This window comes from Sphingomonas sp. 8AM (assembly GCF_902506455.1).
In the GTDB taxonomy this organism is placed as follows: domain Bacteria; phylum Pseudomonadota; class Alphaproteobacteria; order Sphingomonadales; family Sphingomonadaceae; genus Sphingomonas.
In genome coordinates, this window is the sequence record NZ_LR733844.1 from 2,511,704 (window position 1) to 2,528,391 (window position 16,688).

The 16,688-nt window shown below is 67.6% G+C and carries 19 protein-coding genes and 1 riboswitch; of the genes, 11 read left to right on the top strand and 8 right to left on the bottom strand.

The window, feature by feature from the left end; translation table 11 throughout:
- Window positions 1–326: 326 nt before the first annotated feature.
- From BACI71_RS11780 to BACI71_RS11795, 4 genes are read left to right on the top strand one after another with little or no spacing between them, the layout of a single operon-like run.
- The gene (locus BACI71_RS11780; protein ID WP_159758835.1) at window positions 327–608 is read left to right on the top strand and encodes a DUF305 domain-containing protein; all 282 of its coding nucleotides are present in this window, start codon (window positions 327–329) and stop codon (window positions 606–608) included.
- A gap of 1 nt (window position 609) precedes the next feature.
- Window positions 610–2,127, top strand: coding sequence for a YncE family protein (locus BACI71_RS11785; protein ID WP_159758837.1), 1,518 nt, complete (start codon window positions 610–612; stop codon window positions 2,125–2,127).
- Window position 2,128: 1 nt separating this feature from the next.
- On the top strand, window positions 2,129–2,638 hold the full coding sequence (locus tag BACI71_RS11790; protein ID WP_159758839.1) for an RNA polymerase sigma factor: 510 nt from the start codon (window positions 2,129–2,131) through the stop codon (window positions 2,636–2,638).
- Window positions 2,635–3,402, top strand: coding sequence for an anti-sigma factor family protein (locus tag BACI71_RS11795; RefSeq protein WP_159758841.1), 768 nt, complete (start codon window positions 2,635–2,637; stop codon window positions 3,400–3,402). The genes BACI71_RS11790 and BACI71_RS11795 overlap by 4 nt, the downstream gene beginning before the upstream one ends.
- 215 nt (window positions 3,403–3,617) lie before the next feature.
- Here the strand turns inward: BACI71_RS11795 and BACI71_RS11800 are convergent, their stop codons facing one another.
- The 8 genes from BACI71_RS11800 to BACI71_RS11835 form a co-directional block, all read right to left on the bottom strand.
- Window positions 3,618–4,166: a histidine phosphatase family protein gene (locus tag BACI71_RS11800; RefSeq protein WP_159758843.1), complete on the bottom strand. Its 549-nt coding sequence runs from the start codon at window positions 4,164–4,166 to the stop codon at window positions 3,618–3,620.
- Window positions 4,163–5,170, bottom strand: a complete 1,008-nt coding sequence (gene cobT, locus BACI71_RS11805; RefSeq protein WP_159758845.1) for a nicotinate-nucleotide--dimethylbenzimidazole phosphoribosyltransferase — start codon at window positions 5,168–5,170, stop codon at window positions 4,163–4,165. Before cobT ends, BACI71_RS11800 begins: the two co-directional genes overlap by 4 nt.
- Window positions 5,170–5,580, bottom strand: coding sequence for a DUF1636 domain-containing protein (locus BACI71_RS11810; protein ID WP_159758847.1), 411 nt, complete (start codon window positions 5,578–5,580; stop codon window positions 5,170–5,172). Before BACI71_RS11810 ends, cobT begins: the two co-directional genes overlap by 1 nt.
- Window positions 5,581–5,828: 248 nt before the next feature.
- Complete coding sequence (locus BACI71_RS11815) at window positions 5,829–7,772, bottom strand: TonB-dependent receptor plug domain-containing protein (RefSeq protein ID WP_159758849.1); 1,944 nt, start codon at window positions 7,770–7,772, stop codon at window positions 5,829–5,831.
- A gap of 165 nt (window positions 7,773–7,937) precedes the next feature.
- Window positions 7,938–8,126: riboswitch (cobalamin riboswitch) on the bottom strand.
- 254 nt (window positions 8,127–8,380) lie between these two features.
- Window positions 8,381–8,986 carry a cob(I)yrinic acid a,c-diamide adenosyltransferase gene (gene cobO, locus BACI71_RS11820; protein WP_159758851.1) on the bottom strand — a complete coding sequence of 202 codons (606 nt, stop codon included), beginning with the start codon at window positions 8,984–8,986 and terminating at the stop codon, window positions 8,381–8,383.
- 22 nt (window positions 8,987–9,008) lie between these two features.
- Window positions 9,009–9,413: a hypothetical protein gene (locus tag BACI71_RS11825; protein ID WP_159758853.1), complete on the bottom strand. Its 405-nt coding sequence runs from the start codon at window positions 9,411–9,413 to the stop codon at window positions 9,009–9,011.
- 54 nt (window positions 9,414–9,467) lie between these two features.
- Complete coding sequence (msrB, locus tag BACI71_RS11830; protein ID WP_159758855.1) at window positions 9,468–9,917, bottom strand: peptide-methionine (R)-S-oxide reductase MsrB; 450 nt, start codon at window positions 9,915–9,917, stop codon at window positions 9,468–9,470.
- 130 nt (window positions 9,918–10,047) lie between these two features.
- Entirely contained in the window at window positions 10,048–10,878 is an 831-nt protein-coding gene (locus tag BACI71_RS11835; RefSeq protein ID WP_159758857.1) for a hypothetical protein, read from the bottom strand.
- A 326-nt stretch (window positions 10,879–11,204) separates the two neighbouring features.
- Here BACI71_RS11835 and BACI71_RS11840 point away from each other — a divergent pair, with 326 nt between their 5' ends.
- The 7 genes from BACI71_RS11840 (at window position 11,205) to BACI71_RS11870 (ending at window position 16,667) form a co-directional block, all read left to right on the top strand.
- Window positions 11,205–12,356, top strand: coding sequence for a tyrosine-type recombinase/integrase (locus BACI71_RS11840; protein WP_159758859.1), 1,152 nt, complete (start codon window positions 11,205–11,207; stop codon window positions 12,354–12,356).
- A complete protein-coding gene (locus BACI71_RS11845; RefSeq protein WP_159758861.1) occupies window positions 12,353–12,976 on the top strand; it encodes a hypothetical protein in 624 nt (207 codons plus the stop codon). Before BACI71_RS11840 ends, BACI71_RS11845 begins: the two co-directional genes overlap by 4 nt.
- A gap of 101 nt (window positions 12,977–13,077) precedes the next feature.
- A complete protein-coding gene (locus tag BACI71_RS11850; protein ID WP_159758863.1) occupies window positions 13,078–13,266 on the top strand; it encodes a hypothetical protein in 189 nt (62 codons plus the stop codon).
- Window positions 13,267–13,472: 206 nt separating this feature from the next.
- A complete protein-coding gene (locus BACI71_RS11855; protein WP_159758865.1) occupies window positions 13,473–13,763 on the top strand; it encodes a hypothetical protein in 291 nt (96 codons plus the stop codon).
- Window positions 13,760–14,074: a hypothetical protein gene (locus BACI71_RS11860; protein ID WP_159758867.1), complete on the top strand. Its 315-nt coding sequence runs from the start codon at window positions 13,760–13,762 to the stop codon at window positions 14,072–14,074. Before BACI71_RS11855 ends, BACI71_RS11860 begins: the two co-directional genes overlap by 4 nt.
- Window positions 14,071–14,556, top strand: coding sequence for a hypothetical protein (locus BACI71_RS11865; RefSeq protein ID WP_159758869.1), 486 nt, complete (start codon window positions 14,071–14,073; stop codon window positions 14,554–14,556). Before BACI71_RS11860 ends, BACI71_RS11865 begins: the two co-directional genes overlap by 4 nt.
- Window positions 14,553–16,667 (top strand): AAA family ATPase, encoded by a 2,115-nt coding sequence (locus BACI71_RS11870; RefSeq protein WP_159758871.1) that lies wholly within the window; start codon window positions 14,553–14,555, stop codon window positions 16,665–16,667. Before BACI71_RS11865 ends, BACI71_RS11870 begins: the two co-directional genes overlap by 4 nt.
- The last annotated feature ends 21 nt before the right edge of the window (window positions 16,668–16,688 follow it).

Consider the following 16,688-nt stretch of genomic DNA (forward strand, 5'->3'; position numbering starts at 1 on the left):
GTGAAGGCCGACCGAGCTCGATCGGCGGTCATCAGCAGCAGATTGATGCGACTGGCGTACGGACCCTAGTTGCCGAGCAGGCTCCTTCGGTCATCACCGGCGCGTCGGGTAATCTCGACCGGTGTCGCACAAAAAAATGCGGCGACGGAATAAAGCCGCGTGCATCGACGTCTCAGGTCACAGCCGCCCCATCGGAGACGACCGTGCCTGTCCCTCGCTCATCACCGCGCGCATGTGCCGCGCTGCTGCTGCTCCTCTGCACAAGTGCAGGGCTGGCGGCGTCGACCACTCCCGAGAGCCCGTATCTCACCGAGGTGAACGGCGCCATGGACCGCATGATGAAGGCGATGATGGTGGCGCCCAGCGGCGACGTCGACGCTGACTTCGTGACGATGATGCTGCCGCACCACCAGGGTGCCATCGACATGGCGGTGGCCGAGCTGCGCCACGGCAAGAACGAGCAGCTCAAGCGCATCGCGCAGGAGATCATCGTCGACCAGCAGCAGGAGATCGCGGCGATGCAGCTGGCGACTGGACGGCCGCTGCCGCCGTCGCGCGCCGTACCCACGCAGCCTCAATCCGCTTCAACGCCTTTCAAGGAGCAATGACATGAACCGCTTCTTCTTCACGGCCGTCCTGCTCGCCAGTTCGGCGGGTGCGCAGTCGGCGCCATGGGCTGCACCGGCCGCAATCGAGCTGCCACTGGTCGATGATCGACCGGCGGCACCGACGACGGGCAGCGCGGCCAAGGTGCAGGCGCCGTGGGATCACCGAAATGTCGCCGTCAGCGGCCGCGACCGGGTCTATGCGGCCGAGCAATTCTCGAACACGCTTTCGGTTACCGATCCTGCCACCAACACGCTGCTGGGCGTAATCAAGCTTGGCGACCCGCAGCCGGCCAACTTCAGCCCGCTCTACAAGGGCCAGGTGCTCGTGCACGGGCTCGGCTTCTCACCCGATGGCCGCACCCTCGCGGTGGTGTCGATCGGCTCCAACTCGGTGACCTGGATCGACACGGCCACGAACAGCGTCAAGCACACCACCTACGTCGGGCGCAGTCCGCACGAGGCCTTCTTCACGCCCGACGGCAAGGAGGTCTGGGTCACGGTGCGCGGCGAGGATTATATCGCCGTGCTCGATCCCGGGACCTACGAGGAGATCGGTCGCATCGGGACGCCCGGCGGTCCGGGGATGACGATCTTCTCGCCTGATGGCCGCTACGGTTACGTCTGCTCCTCCTTCAATCCGGAGCTGGTCGTGTTCGATGTGGCGACACACGGCGAGGTCGGGCGGGTCCAGCAGCCCAGCCCCTTCTGCCCGAACATCGCGGCGAGCCCGGACGGCAGGCAGGTCTGGTTCACCCTGAAGGACGTCGGCAAGACCGTCGCCTTCGATGCCAGACCACCCTTCGCCGTGCTCAAGGTCATCGACACTGGCCCGATCACCAACCACGTCAATTTCGCCGTCTCCGGCAAGGGGCAGTTCGCCTATGTGACAGTGGGCGGGCTCAATCAGGTCAAGGTGTTCCGCACGAGTGACTTCCGGCAGGTCGCCACCATCCCCGTCGGCAAGCTGCCGCATGGGGTGTGGCCATCCGGCGACGGCTCGCGCATCTATGTCGGCCTCGAAAACGACGACAAGCTGGCCGTGATCGACACTGCGACGAACAAGGTTACGGCCTCGGTGCCGATCGGGCAGGCGCCGCAGGCGATCGCCTATGTGCCCGGCGCAGTCCCCGACGGTGCGGGCGCCGCGAACCTGCAACCGCTCGGAACCGCCGGCAATGCGACGCATCTCACCCTCGCCGCACCCGGTGAGACGGCCTCGGCACCGAGCAGCGTCACGCTCTTCGATCAGGGCGTTGTGCAGGTGCTGCAGGGGTCGGTCACAGGTCTGATTCCGAAGCGCCCCTACGTCGTCGCGCTCGCCGGACGCGCCGACGGTGCGGGGCCGCTGGAGCCGCTCGCCACCTTCATGACCAATCCTGCGGGGTCGGCGATCGTCAACACCTCGGGGCCGATCCGCCAGATCGTGGCGGGTGCAGTGACGTCGGGACGACGCTGGCTCGTGGTCGCGGAGACGGGAGACACCGGTCCGGGCGCCGTCGTGCAGGTTCAGCGCGACTGAGATGGACGAGCGCGCCGCCCTGATCGAGCCGCTCATTCCCGGCCTGCGGCGCTACGCTCGCGGATGGCTGCGCGACGCGGCGCTGGCCGACGACATCGTGCAGGATTGTCTGGAGCGCGCCGTCTCGTCGTGGCGCCAGCGCCGCGGTGATGCGGTGCGACCGTGGCTGTACGCGATCCTGCACAACCTGCTGGTCGATCATGGGCGGCGCGCTCCACGGCGGGCCATGCTCGTTCGGATCGACACGGCCGATGAGGTAGCGCTCGCCGTACGTGCGAAGCAGAGCGATGCGATCGAGCACGGTGACCTGCTGCGCAGCCTCGATGCTCTTCCACCTGACCAGAAGGCGGTGATCCTGCTCGTGTCGGTCGAGGATCTGTCCTACGCGGAGGCGGCGGCGGTGCTTGGCGTCCCCGTCGGGACGCTGATGTCGCGGCTGTCGCGCGGACGGGACAGGCTGGCTGAGCTGATCGGTGCTGGCGCACGCGCCAAGTTGCGGAGGGTGAAGTGACAACTCCCATCGGCGAGGACGATCTGACCGCCTGGGTCGATGACCGGCTCACTGCCGAGCGCCGCCATGTCGTCGAGCTTTACCTAGCCGATCATCCGGACGTCGCGACCCGTCTGCGGCAGCAGCAGGACCAGCGTAGCGCGCTCAGAAGCCTCTTTGACCCGATCGCCGCGGAACCAGTTCCCGCCACGATGCGGATCGAAGCGATCGCAGCGAGCCGGGGTCGTACGCGGCCCGCATGGTTCCAGGCGGTGGCTGCGGCACTCCTTCTTGCGGTCGGCTTCGGCGGTGGCTGGGGCGTGCGCACGCGAACGATGCCGCCGCAAGCTGGCATTGGTGCGCTGGCCCGGGAGGCGGGCTACAGCTACCGCGTCTACGCTTCCGATGCGCAGCGCCCGGCCGAGATGGGTGCCAGTGAGAAGCAGCAGCTCGTCAGCTGGGCATCACGGCGGATCGGCAGCAGGGTAGCGGTGCCGGATCTCGCGGCGGCTGGCTATCACTTTGCAGGTGGCCGCCTGGTGGCGACGCCGCACGGGCCAGCGCTCCTGCTGCTCTACGATGGCGCCGACCGTGCCCGCCTCGCCGTGCTCAGCCGACCGATGGACATCGACAAGGACGCAAGCATGGTTTCAACCCGGGACGGTGATGTGCAGCAGGTGAGTTGGGCGGACCGCGGGATCGGCTTCAGCGTGGTCGCCCCGAGCGCGACGACGGGACTGCAGCCGATTGCCGCGGCGATCCGTGGCCAGGCCGCTACGACGTAACCGGGCGGCGACGACGATGCCGGCGCTCGTGCCAGATCATCGTCGTCGCAATTGTTGGGACAGGGATCGGCATCGCGACGCAAGAGACGGGCCACGTCGCCGCGAAACGTCACGCGAGCCGCTCAGGCCGGCCCATCTGGGGCCTGATTGAGCTGGCGGCGGGACTATCAGCGCGGAATGTGGACGTCAGCGGGGCAACCCGGCTCAGCCCACGCTCATGCGCGCAACCCGACGATCTGCGCGGTGTCGGGCCAGAGCCGCAGCGACAGCAAGGTGGCGCAGGGCAGGTCGAACGCCCACACCTGCCGCGCGTCGAACCCGCACGCGCTGGCGAGCGCGGCGCGGGTCGCGCCGCCGTGCGTGACGACCATGGTCGCGTCGGGGAGGTTGGCGAGCGCGGCGGCGACGCGCGTGACCAGCGTCGACCAGCGTTCGCCGTGTGGAGGCGGGTTGGCGTCGGGATCGCGCCAGAAGGCGGCGAGCGCGTCGGTGGGGAGCGTGGCGGGATCGCGCCCGTCCCAGTCGCCGAAATCGAGTTCGCGCCAGCGCGCGTCGTGGCGCACCGGCACGCCGAGCGCTGCCGCGCAGTCGGCGGCGCGCGAGAGGTCGGAGCTGACCACGTGCGTGAATGCGGCCCCGGCGGCGATGCGGACGCAATCGGCGATGCCCTGCGGCGTCACCGCGACATCGAGGTGTCCGAGCAACAGCCCCGGCCGCACCGTCGCGCCGTGGCGCAGCAGGTGGACGGTGCGTGCGCCGCTCACGCCTCCGCTACCCCCGCCTGATCGAAGGTCGCCATCTGGTCGTGCGCGGCGAGCGCGGCGCGGACGATGCTGGCGGCGACCGCCGCGCCGCTCGCCTCGCCGAGCCGCATGTCGAGCGCGAGCAAGGGCGCGAGGCCGAGGCGCTCGAGCAGCCGCGTATGGCCCGGCTCGGCCGAGACATGGCCGGCAAGGCAATGGTCGACGATGCGCGGGCGCGCGGCGGCGAGCGGGGCGAGCGCAGCACCGACGATGAAGCCGTCGAGCAGCACCGGGATCCGCGCATGGCGCGCGGCGAGGATCGCGCCCGCGATCGCGGCGACCTCGCGCCCGCCCAGCCGGCGGAGGCGTTCGAACGGCGTCGAGGCTTCGGCATGGCGGGCGAGCGCCGCGTCGACCGCGGCGATCTTGGCGGCAAGCGCCGGGCCGTGAACGCCGGTGCCGGGGCCGACCCAGTCCGCTGCGGTGCCGCCGAAGCTGGCGGCGCACAAAGCGGCGGCGGGGGTGGTGTTGCCGATCCCCATGTCACCGGGGATCAGCAGGTTGATGCCCGGCCGCACCGCCGCCGCGCCGGCATCCAGCGCGTCGAGGCATTCGGCCTCGCTCATCGCGGGTCCCTGCGTGATATCGCCGGTCGGCTGGTCGAGCGACAGCGGCACGACGGTCAGCGACAGCTCGGCGGCGGCGGCGAGCGCGTTGATCGCCGCGCCGCCGGCCGTGAAATTGGCGACCATCTGCGCGGTCACCGCGGGCGGGAAGGCGCTGACCCCGCGCGCGGCGACGCCGTGATTGCCCGCGAAGATCACCACGCGGCCGTCATCGAGCCGTGGGCGGGCGTCGCGCTGCCACGCCGCCATGAACAACGCGATTTCCTCCAGCCGCCCGAGCGAGCCGGCCGGCTTGGTCAGCGTCGCCTGCCGCGCCGCCGCGGCGCTGCGCACCGCCGCATCGGGGGCGGGCAGCTCGGCGAGCGCGGCGTCGAAGGCGGCGACGGAGTCGAGGCGCATTACGCCACCACCTGCCCGGCGGGCGGCACGCGGACGATGAAATGGCCCTTCACGCCATCGGGCCATAGCGAATAGGGCACCTGCCCGGTGGCGCTTTCGACATAATGGCGCATGAAGGTCATGATCGCGTCCGCGGCGGGCTCGTCGGGGGTGAAGCCGCCGAGCACATAGCCGATCTTGCCCGGCGCGCGCAGGTGGATCGTGCAATGCCGGTCGCAGGCGAACAAGCACGGCATGTCCTGCACGGCGATGTCCGCGAGCAGCGGGTCGCGCGCCTGCACCGTTCGCAGCGCGGCGGCGAGCGCCGCACCGCCGCGTTGGCCGTCTGCCCCATCGCGCGCGTTCGCGGAATGGCGGCAGCTGTTGCAGGCGACGACGGCGGGGCCGTCCGCGACGGGGATGAGGGTCATGGCAGGGGCTGGGGCATGGGGTGATCCGATCGGAGGTCGTCATTGCGAGCGTAGCGACGCAATCCAGGGCGTCCTGGTCCGGCACCGGATTGCTTCGCTGCGCTCGCAATGACGGATGGCTACTCCCCCTCGTCATCCCGGACTTGATCCGGGATCCCGCTTTTTCGCCGGCCGACGAAGAAGCGGGGCCCCGGATCAAGTCCGGGGCGACGGGGGTAGGGAAGAGCTTGGTTATCAATCATGCGCGGTCAGAAACGCCCGCGCAGGCCGGCGTAGACGCTGCGGCCGAGCGTGCCGTAGCGGGCGATCGTCTCGTAGCGCTCGTCGAACAGATTCTCGACGCGCGCGAACAGCCGGACGTTGCCCGACAGCGGCAGCTCGCCGCGCACGTCGACCAGCGTATAGCCGCCCAGCCGCGTGGCGTTGCTGGCATTGTCGAACGACTTGCCCGCGAAGCGTGCGGCGACACCGAACGAGCCGGACTCGGCGAAGGTGTAGGTCGCGGACACGTTGGCGGTGTCGCGCGGGCGGCGCGGCAGCCAGTTGCCGAAGGTGCGGCCCGGTGAGCGGTCCTCCGACAGCACCCAGCTGTAATTGCCGTCGAGGCTGAGATGCTCGCCGACCTGCGCGCGCGCGACCGCCTCCACCCCGCGCGCGAAGGCACGCGCGACATTCTGGTAATAGCCGAAGCGCTGCTCGGTGGTCGAACCCGGCACGAAGCAGAGCGGATCGGTGCTGCCGAAGTCGCAGCCGGTGTAGACGATCTGGTCGCGGCTGCGGCGCTCGAAATAGGTGCCGCCGATCGCGTAGCGACCATCCATGAAACGCTGCTCCGCGCCGGCTTCCCAGCCCCTGGCGCGCTCCGGGTTGAGCGCCTGATTGCCGTATTCCGAGAAGAGTTGGTACAGCGTCGGCGCCTTGAAGCCCTCGCTGTAGCTGGCGCGCAGCACGGTGCCGGTCGGCAGCACCCAGTTCGCGCCGCCCGCGAACAGCGTCTGCGTGCCGAAGCGGCTGTGATCGTCGTGGCGCACGCCGCCATTGAGCGTCAGCCCGTCGAGCGGCGAGACGTTGAGCTGGCCATAGAAGCTGGTCAGCTCGGCGCGGCCGCGCGCCGGGGTGCCGAGCGCGTATGGGGGCACGAAGTCCGACGAGGCGGTGCTGAAGCGGCTGACCTCGTTCTCGACGCCGAACACCGCGTCCACGCCCTTCGTGACGGCGAGCGTGCCCTGATATTCGACGCGATGGTTGCGGCCGAGCGCGGCGAACGTCTGCGTCTGCCCGACCTGATCGGGGTTGTAATTGTCGCGGTCGGTGTCGGTGTAGCCATAGCCGAAGCGGTTGCGCAGCCGCGCGTCGAACAGGTCGACGTTGACGCCGGCATAGCCGACGAACTCGCGCGTCAGGCCATATTCGGGGGTGTCGCCGCCGAAGCCGTCGAAGTCGTTGCGGCCGTTGGCATAGGAGCCGCGCAGGTCGGCGCTGATGCCGGGTGCGATCGTCAGCACGGCGCGGCCCTGCACGTTCTGGTTGGTGTAGCCGTCACGCTCGGTGCCCGCCTTCAGCGCGGAGATGCCGTCGGTAATGAAGGTCTGCGCGCCAACGCGCCATGCGAGCGGGCCGGCGGTGCCGCCGAGCGCGGCGCGTGCGCTGACCGTCTCGCGCGAGCCGCCCTCGAGGTCGATGCTGCCTTCGAGCGCGGCGGTCGGCAGCGGGGTGACGATGTTGACGACGCCGCCGATCGCCTGGCTGCCCCACAGGATCGACTGCGGCCCGCGCAGCACCTCGATCCGCGCCGCGTCGCCGATCAGCAGGTTGGCGAAATTGTAGCCGCCACCGGGCGATGAGGGATCGTTGATCTTCACCCCGTCGATGACGACGACGGTCTGGTCGGTCTCCGCGCCGCGGATGCGCAGCGAGGTGCTGGTGCCATAGCCGCCGTTGCGCGAAAGCGAGACGCCGGGGGTGCGCAGCAGCAGGTCGGCGACCGACAGGTCCTGCGCGCGGTCGATCGCGGCCTTGTCGAGCACGGTGACCGAGGCGGTGACGCGATCGGCGTCGACCGGGGCGCGGTTGGCGGCGACGACGATGTCGGCGCCGGTGTCGGTCGCGGCGGCGTCGGGACGCGGCGCTTCCTGCGCGAGCGCGGCGGTGGAGCAGAGGAGCAGCGGGAGGGCGGCGAGACGATGGAACATTGTTGGTAACCCCTTGTGACGACGTGAAGCCGGGGGCGTGTCGCCGCGCGCGAGCGAACTCGCGGCGTCGACCGCCCACGGCGGTTGCTTATCGTCACGCTGGGTTCGTCCGCCGGGTTTGCCCCGTGCGGCCTTCCCGTCCGTTCGGCGCACCCTGGCCGAGCGAAGGACGATCGCGAACAGGCAGGTCTCCTGGCTCACGGGTCATCGCCGATGCGCGCCGCCTTCTCAGCCCGGTGAGGGGCCAATGGCGTGTGGCGCGCGGGCTCGCCGCTTACAGTTGCAGGGGCAGCCGGGGTTCACCCGTTCCCTTTTGATCCCCGGTCAGGGGGAACCTGTCGCGGCGCGCGCCCTAGCCGGGGGCGGCGCGCGGGTCAATCGAGGCGGGGTGCCGTAACGTGAGAGCCGTCGGTCCCGCGAAGGCCTGCGCGGGAGTGAAGAGCCATGGCGTGATGGCGTCAATCTGATCCGTCATTGCGAGCGTAGCGAAGCAATCCAGGGCGTCCTGATCCGGCCCTGGATTGCTTCGCTACGCTCGCAATGACGAACGATACATCCCACCTCACGTCATCATGACCTATACGCGGGAATGACGCGTTAGAAGAGCGTCAGAACTCCACGCCCGCCTGCGCCTTCACGCCGGCGCGGAACGGGTGTTTGACCTGCGTCATCTCGGTGACCAGATCGGCGGCCGCGATCAGCGCGTCGGGGGCGTTGCGGCCGGTGATGACGAGATGCTTCATCGGCGCGCGCGCGGTGGCCACCGCCACCACCTCGTCGACCGGCAGATAATCGTAGCGCAGCACGATGTTCAGCTCGTCGGCGATCACCATCGCGATCGCGGGGTCGGCGAGCATCCGCTGCACCTCGTCCCACGCCGCGCGGGCGCTGGCGACGTCGCGGGCGCGGTCCTGGGTGTCCCAGGTGAAGCCCTCGCCCATCGCGCGGAATTCGATCAGTTCGGGGAAGGCGTCGAAAATCGCCTTCTCGCCGGTGGTCATCGCGCCCTTCACGAACTGGACGACGCCGACCTTCATGCCGTGCCCCATCGCGCGCACCGCCATGCCGAAGGCGGCGGTCGACTTGCCCTTGCCCGCGCCGGTGTGGACGATCAGCAGGCCCTTCTCGACCGTCTTGGCCGCCATCATCTCACGGCGCGCGGCCTGTACGCGGCGCATCTTGTCGTTGTGGCGGGCGTCGCGATCGTCGGTCATCGTCGGCGACATAGCGGCGCGCTCAGTCGCCGGCCAGCACCGCCTCGATCTCGGCGACCGCGACTCCGAACACCGCCGCCAGTGAAGCGGGCGTCGCGCCGCGCGCGGCCAGCGTGCGGATGCGCTCCGGGTCCTTGTCGGTGGCGTAGTGACGCGTGTCGCGCTCGACGCGCTGCTCACCGGTGCGGGCGAGCGCGCCGGTGCTCTGGCGACGGCGCGGGCGCGCCTCGCGTTCCTCGACCAATGTGGCGCGGCGCTGTTCCTCCTCGACGCGGCGGGCGGTGCGCGCTTCCTCGCGGAGCCGCGACGCCGCCTCGCGATCGACGGCGCGCTGCTCGGTGCGGGCGAGCGCGCTGGTGACCCGTTCCTGCGCGCGCCGCTCGCGATCCCCGGCGCGGCGTGCGGCGCGTTCTTCCCAATCGTTCATCCCGGCCCTCATCGAAAGCGCGGCGTCAAAGCGCCGCGCGTCGGTCAGGTCAAGTCAGCCGACGTCCTCGACCTGGTCGAGATAGGCGCCATAGCCCTGCGCCTCCATCTCCTCGCGCGGCACGAAGCGCAGCGCGGCGGAGTTGATGCAATAGCGCAAGCCGCCGCGATCGCGCGGCCCGTCCTCGAAGACGTGGCCGAGATGGCTGTCGGCACCTGCCGAGCGGACCTCGGTGCGGACCATGCCATGCGTGCGGTCGTGCAGCTCGGTGACGCGCGCGGCGTCGATCGGGCGCGTGAAGCTGGGCCAGCCGCAATGCGATTCGTATTTGTCGGCGGAGGCGAACAGCGGCTCGCCCGAGACGATGTCGACGTAGATGCCGGCACGCTTGTTGCCGAGATATTCGCCGGTGCCGGGGCGCTCGGTACCGCTCTGCTGCGTCACGTAGAATTGCTCGGGCGTCAGCTTCGCCAGTGCCTCGTCGGTCTTGGTGTATCCGGTCATGTTGTTGGTTCTCCGTGGCGGGCGGGGTGACACCGATGACGACGCCGCGCATGGCTGAACGAGCACACGACGTCCCTCCGACCCTGCGGCGACGTGAAATGGGGTGGATGACCGCGGACTGCAACGTCGGCTAGAGGACCGGCTTGCCGCCGGCCTTGCGCGCAGCCTCGATCTGCGCCAACCTGCGCTGCTCGAGGAACGCATCTCGTTTCAGCGCCATCTCAGCGGTCTGCGCCTGATCGATCAGCAACATGTCGACGGCGGTCACTAATCCGGTCGCACGATCCGGAACGTGATAGCGGACCACGAGACCAAATCCGCAGAAGTCCTGCGGGGTGATGACCATCGGGATCGCCGGCGGGCCGCTGCCTCCGTTCTTTCCATATTGCGGCGCGCGTATCTTGGCCCGGATCGCGTCATCAGACGTTTCGACGCCAAGGGCGACCACGCACGGATTGGGATAGCTGGAAGGCAGGGAGTCGAGCATTTTGAACAGCCCGCCCCGTTTCTTTCCGTTCCGCGGCCATTGCACGTACTGCTCCACCGGCCCGTAGCCGGGATCGCGCCAATAGGTTTCGTTGCCGGCCTTCGTGCGCACCGCGGCGCGGTAGCTTTGCAAGGTCGGTGCCTTGCCGGGCTTGAACGCTATCGACCGCCACACGAGAAACGCGCGCGCCTGGGTGGGCGGTTCGACGAACCTGACGATCACGCTCTCGCGCGTCGTGTCATCGTCCTTCTCTGCCTTGAGCGCCTGAACGAAAGGCGTCTCGGGAGCGAGCTTATATTTTTCGACGATCTGCGACACGGCGAAGCCGCGTTCGGCAAGCGCAGCTGTCGCCTTTTGCACATCGTCCCCAAGCAGCACGCCCGCGCTGTCAAAGCCCGCGACGTCCTGTGCCTGACTGCTTGACGTGGCAAAGGCAGCAAGCCCCGCAACTGCCAACATCCGGCCGCTCTTCATCCGCGTGTTTCCTCGCTGTCGACGGTCGAAGTATGCAGACAGGCCGGTGCGCTGGCAATGATGGCGAGCGGGTTCACGCCGGCGTTCGATTTACCTGAACGACGTGGGAGCACGTGAAGGCGGGAACGACGCTGGCGATGACAAGAAGGTGCCAAGGCGATGGTGATTGGCGCGCCCGGAGGGACTATAACTTCGTGTTCGCCGTTGTTCGCTCCCATCCGCTACGCCTTTGGCGTTCCCGATAGATTCACGTTGGGCGTTCCGCACTTGTTCGTTGACGTTCGCATCTATCCGCGCGAAAGTGTGGGAGTTGATGTGGGAGTGTCATGGGCAAGCTAACCGCCCTCGCCGTAAAGAACGCGAAGCCTGGGCGCCACGGCGACGGGGCAGGGCTGTACCTGCTCGTCAGCTCGACCGGTGCCAAGTCGTGGATGATCCGCATACAGCAGAACGGCAAGCGTCGTGACATTGGACTGGGGTCGGTGGCGGCACTCAGCCTGTCCGAGGCGCGGCAGCGTGCGGTCGATCTTCGCAAGCATGCGCTGAACGGGCGCGATCCCATCGCAGAGCGCGACCGTGATAAGCGAGCGACGCCGACGTTCAAGGAAGCGGTCAAGTCGACGCATGCCGCCCTGAAGAAGGGATGGGTTGAGAAGAACGCCGCCGCCTTCCTGACGTCGCTCGAAACGTACGCCTACCCGACGCTCGGCAATCTGCAGGTGGACACCATCGAGGCGGGGCACATCCGCGACATGCTTGAGCCGATCTGGACCACCAAGCCCGAGCTGGCGCGCAAGGTCCGAACCCGGGTCGGTCAGGTGTTGAACTTCAGCCATTCGAAGGGCTGGCGCGCCACCGAGGCACCAGGCCGTTCGATCACCGTGGGCCTGTCGAAGCAGCCGGCCGGCAAGAACTTCAAGGCCATGCCCTATGCCGCCGTGCCCGCATTCGTGCGATCGCTGCGTTCGTCGGCGGCGACAGTCGGTCGACAAGCGTTGATGTTCCAGATTCTGACCGCCGCTCGCCCAGGCGAGGTTCGCTCCGCTCGATGGGGGCAGATCGACTTCGAGGGGCGCGACTGGAACCGGCCGGCTGAGACGATGAAGGGTGGGGAGGCGCACACCGTCACGCTCAACGCGGCTGCGATTGCGCTGCTGGAGGAGGTGAGGGGAGGGCGCACTACGAAGCCCGACGAACTGATCTTCTCCGGTCAGCGCGGCGCGATGATGTCGAATATGACCATGAACAAGGTACTGCGATCGGCTGGACAGGCGTACGATGCGCATGGTTTTCGCAGCTCGTTCCGCGATTGGGCGGCGGAGCAGATGCCGGACCTGCCCGATCCTGTCGCGGAGGCGGCGTTGGCGCACGCCGTGCCGGACATGGTGGTGCGTGCCTATAAGCGCACGACCTTCATCGAGATGCGGAGAGTGTTGCTCGAGGCTTGGAGTTCGTTTGTCGTAGGCTCCGGCGCGTGATCAAAACAGCCACTTTCAATGCGAGCATCATCGGTATTCCGCAGGACTCGGAGGGCGCTGCACGGCTGGTTTCACATATCGCGAAGCCAACAAATCATAGCATCGCCATGCGAAAGTTGCGGGACCTCGTGCTTCTGTTTGAGGGAGAGCGCCCATTTAACAACAGAAGCCGTGATCAGGTTAAGGATGCCGCTTCAGTCGTGTGGTCCCAGATCAGAAAAGCTATCGAGCTGGGCGACTGGTTTGATCGTATGTTTGCTGCATCGCCGGCGGGTCGTGTGGATGATTTGCAGATGGAGAATTACGCTCGAACGCTCACGCAGTCTCTTGCGGGTGCCGATAAAAAGATCGTCTGGCAGCCGCATCTGCCGGTCATTCACATGGCCGCAGGCTTCCGCATCGCCATGATGCGAACTAATCGAGGCCGGTTTTTCGATGCGAATGCAACCCCGCGTTCTGTGCGCATAGAGCAGCTTCGAGAGGTGCTATGGGACGATCACCAATGGGTTAGCCTGGCGCTGGAGCAGGCTGAAGCGAGGTTAGTCATGCACAGGCTGCACGGACGGCAGATTCCAGCGAAGACGCGCATCTTCATTCGCGTCCCGAGTTCGCAAGAATAACCCCCCAAGTCGCAAGAAGCACCCCCCGACTGGTCCACGCCTTTCCGTGATGTTCGCCGTCGTCCGCTGGTATCCGCCAGCACCCTCAAGGAGGCGACGACATGAACGAGCGTTTTTACTCCATCGCTCAAGCGCAGACCGAGCTGGGCAACATCGGTCGTACGAAACTTTACCAACTTGCAGCGAGGCATGAGCTCGAGCTCGTGAAGCTCGATGGTAAATCGCTGGTGACCGGCCGCAGCCTTCAGCGCTTCAAGCAGAAGCTGCTCGACCAGCTAGTGGCGGCGTGAAGCACGATGGCAGCAGCATCGGCACGGGCGCCGCAGCCCAATAAGCGGAAGGGCCGGACCGCCACAGTCCAGCCCCTCCAGAATTCGCATAACATCAGCAACACCGCAGATAGCAAAGCGGCGCTTCGGCTGCAACGGCTCTCGGTGCTCGGCATCATCGGCACACGCGCCAGTCTGATTGCCGGTCTGGCATGGGAGCCGGGCGCATGATCGGCCGCACCGGCACTTCCGCTGCCGCGTACGCAGGCATCGCGCCCGTCGCGGACCACCTGCGCGCCATCGTACACCGTACGCTGTGCGAACATCCCGCTGGCCTGACGGTCGACGAGGCGTGCGCGATCGCCGGCTATCCTCGGTACAGCTTGCAACCTCGCTTCACCGAGCTCCGCAAGAAGGCGATGATCCGCGACACCGGCCAGCGCCGCCGGAACGTCAGCGGCGCCAATGCCATCGTCTGGCGCGCAACCGTTCTCGATCGGAAGGAGGCGCAATCGTGAAGTCGCGTCCTTCCTTAGTTTGGCCTGCCAACGCCACCGATCCCAATGCGAGCACCGCGCTGACGGTCGCTGACCTGATCGAGACTGGTGGCGGCGCTGCCCTGCGCTCGTACATCGCCAGTCGACTGACGGCCGTTGCGGGAGAAGATGCTGCGAACCCGAAGGCCTGGAGCGGCTTCGCCGTCGAGTGCCTGACCGTGAGCGTCGGCGACATCACCGATGGCGGCGTCGAGGTGGCTGCCTCCAGCCTTCAGATGGCGCTCGCCTATATCGATCACCTCGAAACGATGGTCGCGCGAGGTGGCGCATGACTGCGTCGATCCACACGATTGCGGACCGGCAGTCGCCCGATGTGCAGCGTCGCGCGATCGTGGCCGTCAGCCTCCAGCGGCAGCGTCTCAACACGGGCAAGCGCCCGCGGCTGGCTGAGATCATGGGCGATGACCTCGCTCTGCGATCGCCGCCGATCCCCGCCAGTCTCGATGCGTGGTACCGCCAGCAGCCGGTCAAGCGCGGTCGCATCAGCCCGAGCCTGACGCTCTCCGACTGGGAGAAGCAGGTGTTCGGCTTGCCGCGCACCGCCCGGCTGGTCGACCTGCGCAATCTCGGCGACGAGCGCGATCATTGGACCGTCGCCGTGTTCCCCGTCCTCGGCGGCTTCGTGGTCGGCGTGAAGGCGCCGGCCGGTGGCGGCGGTGTCGGCGTGCTCTGGAAGCGGTCGTACAAGGCGTCGGACTATGCGCTACGCCTGTCGGTCGAGCATGGCATGCCGATCCGGGAGCGCTACGCATGATGGCCGGCTCAAACGGGACGGCTGCCCAGCCGATCGACCTTGCCGCGCTGATGCCAAAGGTGGCGCACCGTCTCCTGGGTGAACCGAACGGGCGGCTGTCCCGCGGATCTCGGCTCCGCTTCGGCTCGAAGGGTTCGATGGAGATCGACATCGAAGGCGGCTGGTTCGCCGACCACGAAGCGGACGTCCGTGGTGGCGTGCTCGACCTGATCCGGCATCGCGAGCATTGCGACAAGGCAGGTGCGTTTCGGTGGCTGGAAGCACAGGGGCTGAAGCAGGAGAGCCGCCCGACTCAATCGCAACGTCGAGCTCCTGTCGTGTCCGCGGGCAACACGTTCTACGACTATTGCGACGAGGACGGCGCCACCCTGTTCCGTGTCGAGCGGCGCGGCAAGGATGCGGTTCCGCCGTTCCTTCAGCACGGACCGGATGGTCGCGGCGGCTTCCATACGGCCCGCGGCTGCATGCAGGGCGTTCGCCGTGTCGCTTACCGGTTGCCCGAACTCGCCGCCGCCGACCCGAACGAGATCGTGTTCGTCTGCGAGGGCGAGAAAGATGCGGATCGCCTGACCAGCGCCGGCCTTGTCGCGACCACCAATCCCGGCGGCGCGGGCAAGTTCACCGCTGATCTGGCAGCGCCGTTGCAGGGGCGTCGTGTGATCGCCTTGCAGGACAATGACGAGGCTGGTGCAAAGCATGTTGCCGCCGTGCTCGCCGCACTGAACGGAGTTGCAGCTGAAACGGCTAGCCTGCTGCTGCCGGGCTTGCCGCCGAAGGGCGACGTGTCGGACTGGCTGGCAAACGGCGGATCCGCATTCGACCTCAAGGCACTGGCCGAGAAGGCGCTGCACAAGCCGATCGACACGTTCCCGATCGCGGACCTGACCGCCTGGGCGCAGCTCGAACCCGAACCAAAGCGGTTCGCAATGACCGGCGTCATTCCCGAAGGCGAAGTGACGCTGTTCACCGGGCCGGGCGGCACCAACAAGTCGACCTTCGGGCTTCAGCTATGCGCGTGCAGCGCTGCAGCGCGACCAATGCTTGGTGTCGACGTCCAGGCAGGCCCCGCGCTGTACGTCACTGCCGAAGACGAAGATCGCGAGAACCACTGGCGGCTGCGCAAGATCGCGTCGGCGATCGGCACGACGTTGAACGGGCTGGCTGGCAAACTCAGCGTGGTGTCGCTGCGCGGCCGGCTGAACAACGAGCTGGCGACGTTCGACGCGGAGGGCCGTCTGCGCCCGGCACCCGCCTTCGCCCTGCTGCGCGAGACCATCAAGGCGGCGGCGGCCAAGCTGATCGTGCTCGATAACGTCGGGCACTTGTACATCGGCAACGAAAACGATCGTGGCCAAGTGACCGCGTTCGTCAACCTGCTGTACCAGCTCTGCCGCGAACTCGGCGTCACCATCGTACTGATCGCGCACCCCAACAAAGCCGGCGACAGCTATTCCGGCTCCACCGCCTGGCTGAATGCGGTGCGGTCGCAGATCGTGCTGGCGCGCCCCGAGGATGGCATGGATCACGACGCACGCGTGCTGACGCTCGGCAAGGCGAACTACGCCCGTCCCGATCAGCAGCTCGCGTTCCGCTGGCACGACTTCGCGCTAGTGCGGGATGAGGATCTGACCCCTGACAGGCGAGCCGAGGTGGCCGCGATTGCCCGCGACAATGGTGATGATGCGGTGTTCCTGCGGTGCCTTGCTGAACGCACCCGGCAGCGTCGTAACGTGTCTGAGCGGTCCGGCCGCAACCTCGCTCCGGTCGTCTTCGCGAAGATGCCGGAGGCGAAAGGGCTGGGCAAAGAGCGGCTCGAGCGGTCCATGGATCGCCTGTTCCGAACGGGCCGGATCGAGCGCGCCGAACTCTGGCGCGGTGATGATCGTAAGCCGGTTTTTGGGCTGCGGGAAATTGGCGTGAAGGGTGCGGGGAACGCTGCGGGAAACGGCGCGGAAACACGCTGCGCGTACGCAGGAAACGCCACCGCGGAAACGCAGGAAACACACACCCCCTTACTACGTAAGGGGACGGGTGCCGCCTTTCAGGGCTCCGCACCCGCCCCTGATGACGGTGAGATCGTGTGGGAGAGCCAGGAGATTGGTGATGAATAATCCCGCTGCGTTCGCGGCGTC

Excerpts from the sequence above, each read along its gene's own strand:
- BACI71_RS11780 (WP_159758835.1), top strand. The coding sequence starts at position 327 with ATGGACCGCATGATGAAGGCGATGATGGTGGCGCCCAGCGGCGACGTC.
- BACI71_RS11785 (WP_159758837.1), top strand. The coding sequence starts at position 610 with ATGAACCGCTTCTTCTTCACGGCCGTCCTGCTCGCCAGTTCGGCGGGT.
- BACI71_RS11790 (WP_159758839.1), top strand. The coding sequence starts at position 2,129 with ATGGACGAGCGCGCCGCCCTGATCGAGCCGCTCATTCCCGGCCTGCGG.
- cobT (WP_159758845.1), bottom strand. The coding sequence starts at position 5,170 with ATGCGCCTCGACTCCGTCGCCGCCTTCGACGCCGCGCTCGCCGAGCTG.
- BACI71_RS11810 (WP_159758847.1), bottom strand. The coding sequence starts at position 5,580 with ATGACCCTCATCCCCGTCGCGGACGGCCCCGCCGTCGTCGCCTGCAAC.
- BACI71_RS11815 (WP_159758849.1), bottom strand. The coding sequence starts at position 7,772 with ATGTTCCATCGTCTCGCCGCCCTCCCGCTGCTCCTCTGCTCCACCGCC.
- cobO (WP_159758851.1), bottom strand. The coding sequence starts at position 8,986 with ATGACCGACGATCGCGACGCCCGCCACAACGACAAGATGCGCCGCGTA.
- BACI71_RS11825 (WP_159758853.1), bottom strand. The coding sequence starts at position 9,413 with ATGAACGATTGGGAAGAACGCGCCGCACGCCGCGCCGGGGATCGCGAG.
- msrB (WP_159758855.1), bottom strand. The coding sequence starts at position 9,917 with ATGACCGGATACACCAAGACCGACGAGGCACTGGCGAAGCTGACGCCC.
- BACI71_RS11835 (WP_159758857.1), bottom strand. The coding sequence starts at position 10,878 with ATGAAGAGCGGCCGGATGTTGGCAGTTGCGGGGCTTGCTGCCTTTGCC.
- BACI71_RS11840 (WP_159758859.1), top strand. The coding sequence starts at position 11,205 with ATGGGCAAGCTAACCGCCCTCGCCGTAAAGAACGCGAAGCCTGGGCGC.
- BACI71_RS11850 (WP_159758863.1), top strand. The coding sequence starts at position 13,078 with ATGAACGAGCGTTTTTACTCCATCGCTCAAGCGCAGACCGAGCTGGGC.
- BACI71_RS11855 (WP_159758865.1), top strand. The coding sequence starts at position 13,473 with ATGATCGGCCGCACCGGCACTTCCGCTGCCGCGTACGCAGGCATCGCG.
- BACI71_RS11865 (WP_159758869.1), top strand. The coding sequence starts at position 14,071 with ATGACTGCGTCGATCCACACGATTGCGGACCGGCAGTCGCCCGATGTG.
- BACI71_RS11870 (WP_159758871.1), top strand. The coding sequence starts at position 14,553 with ATGATGGCCGGCTCAAACGGGACGGCTGCCCAGCCGATCGACCTTGCC.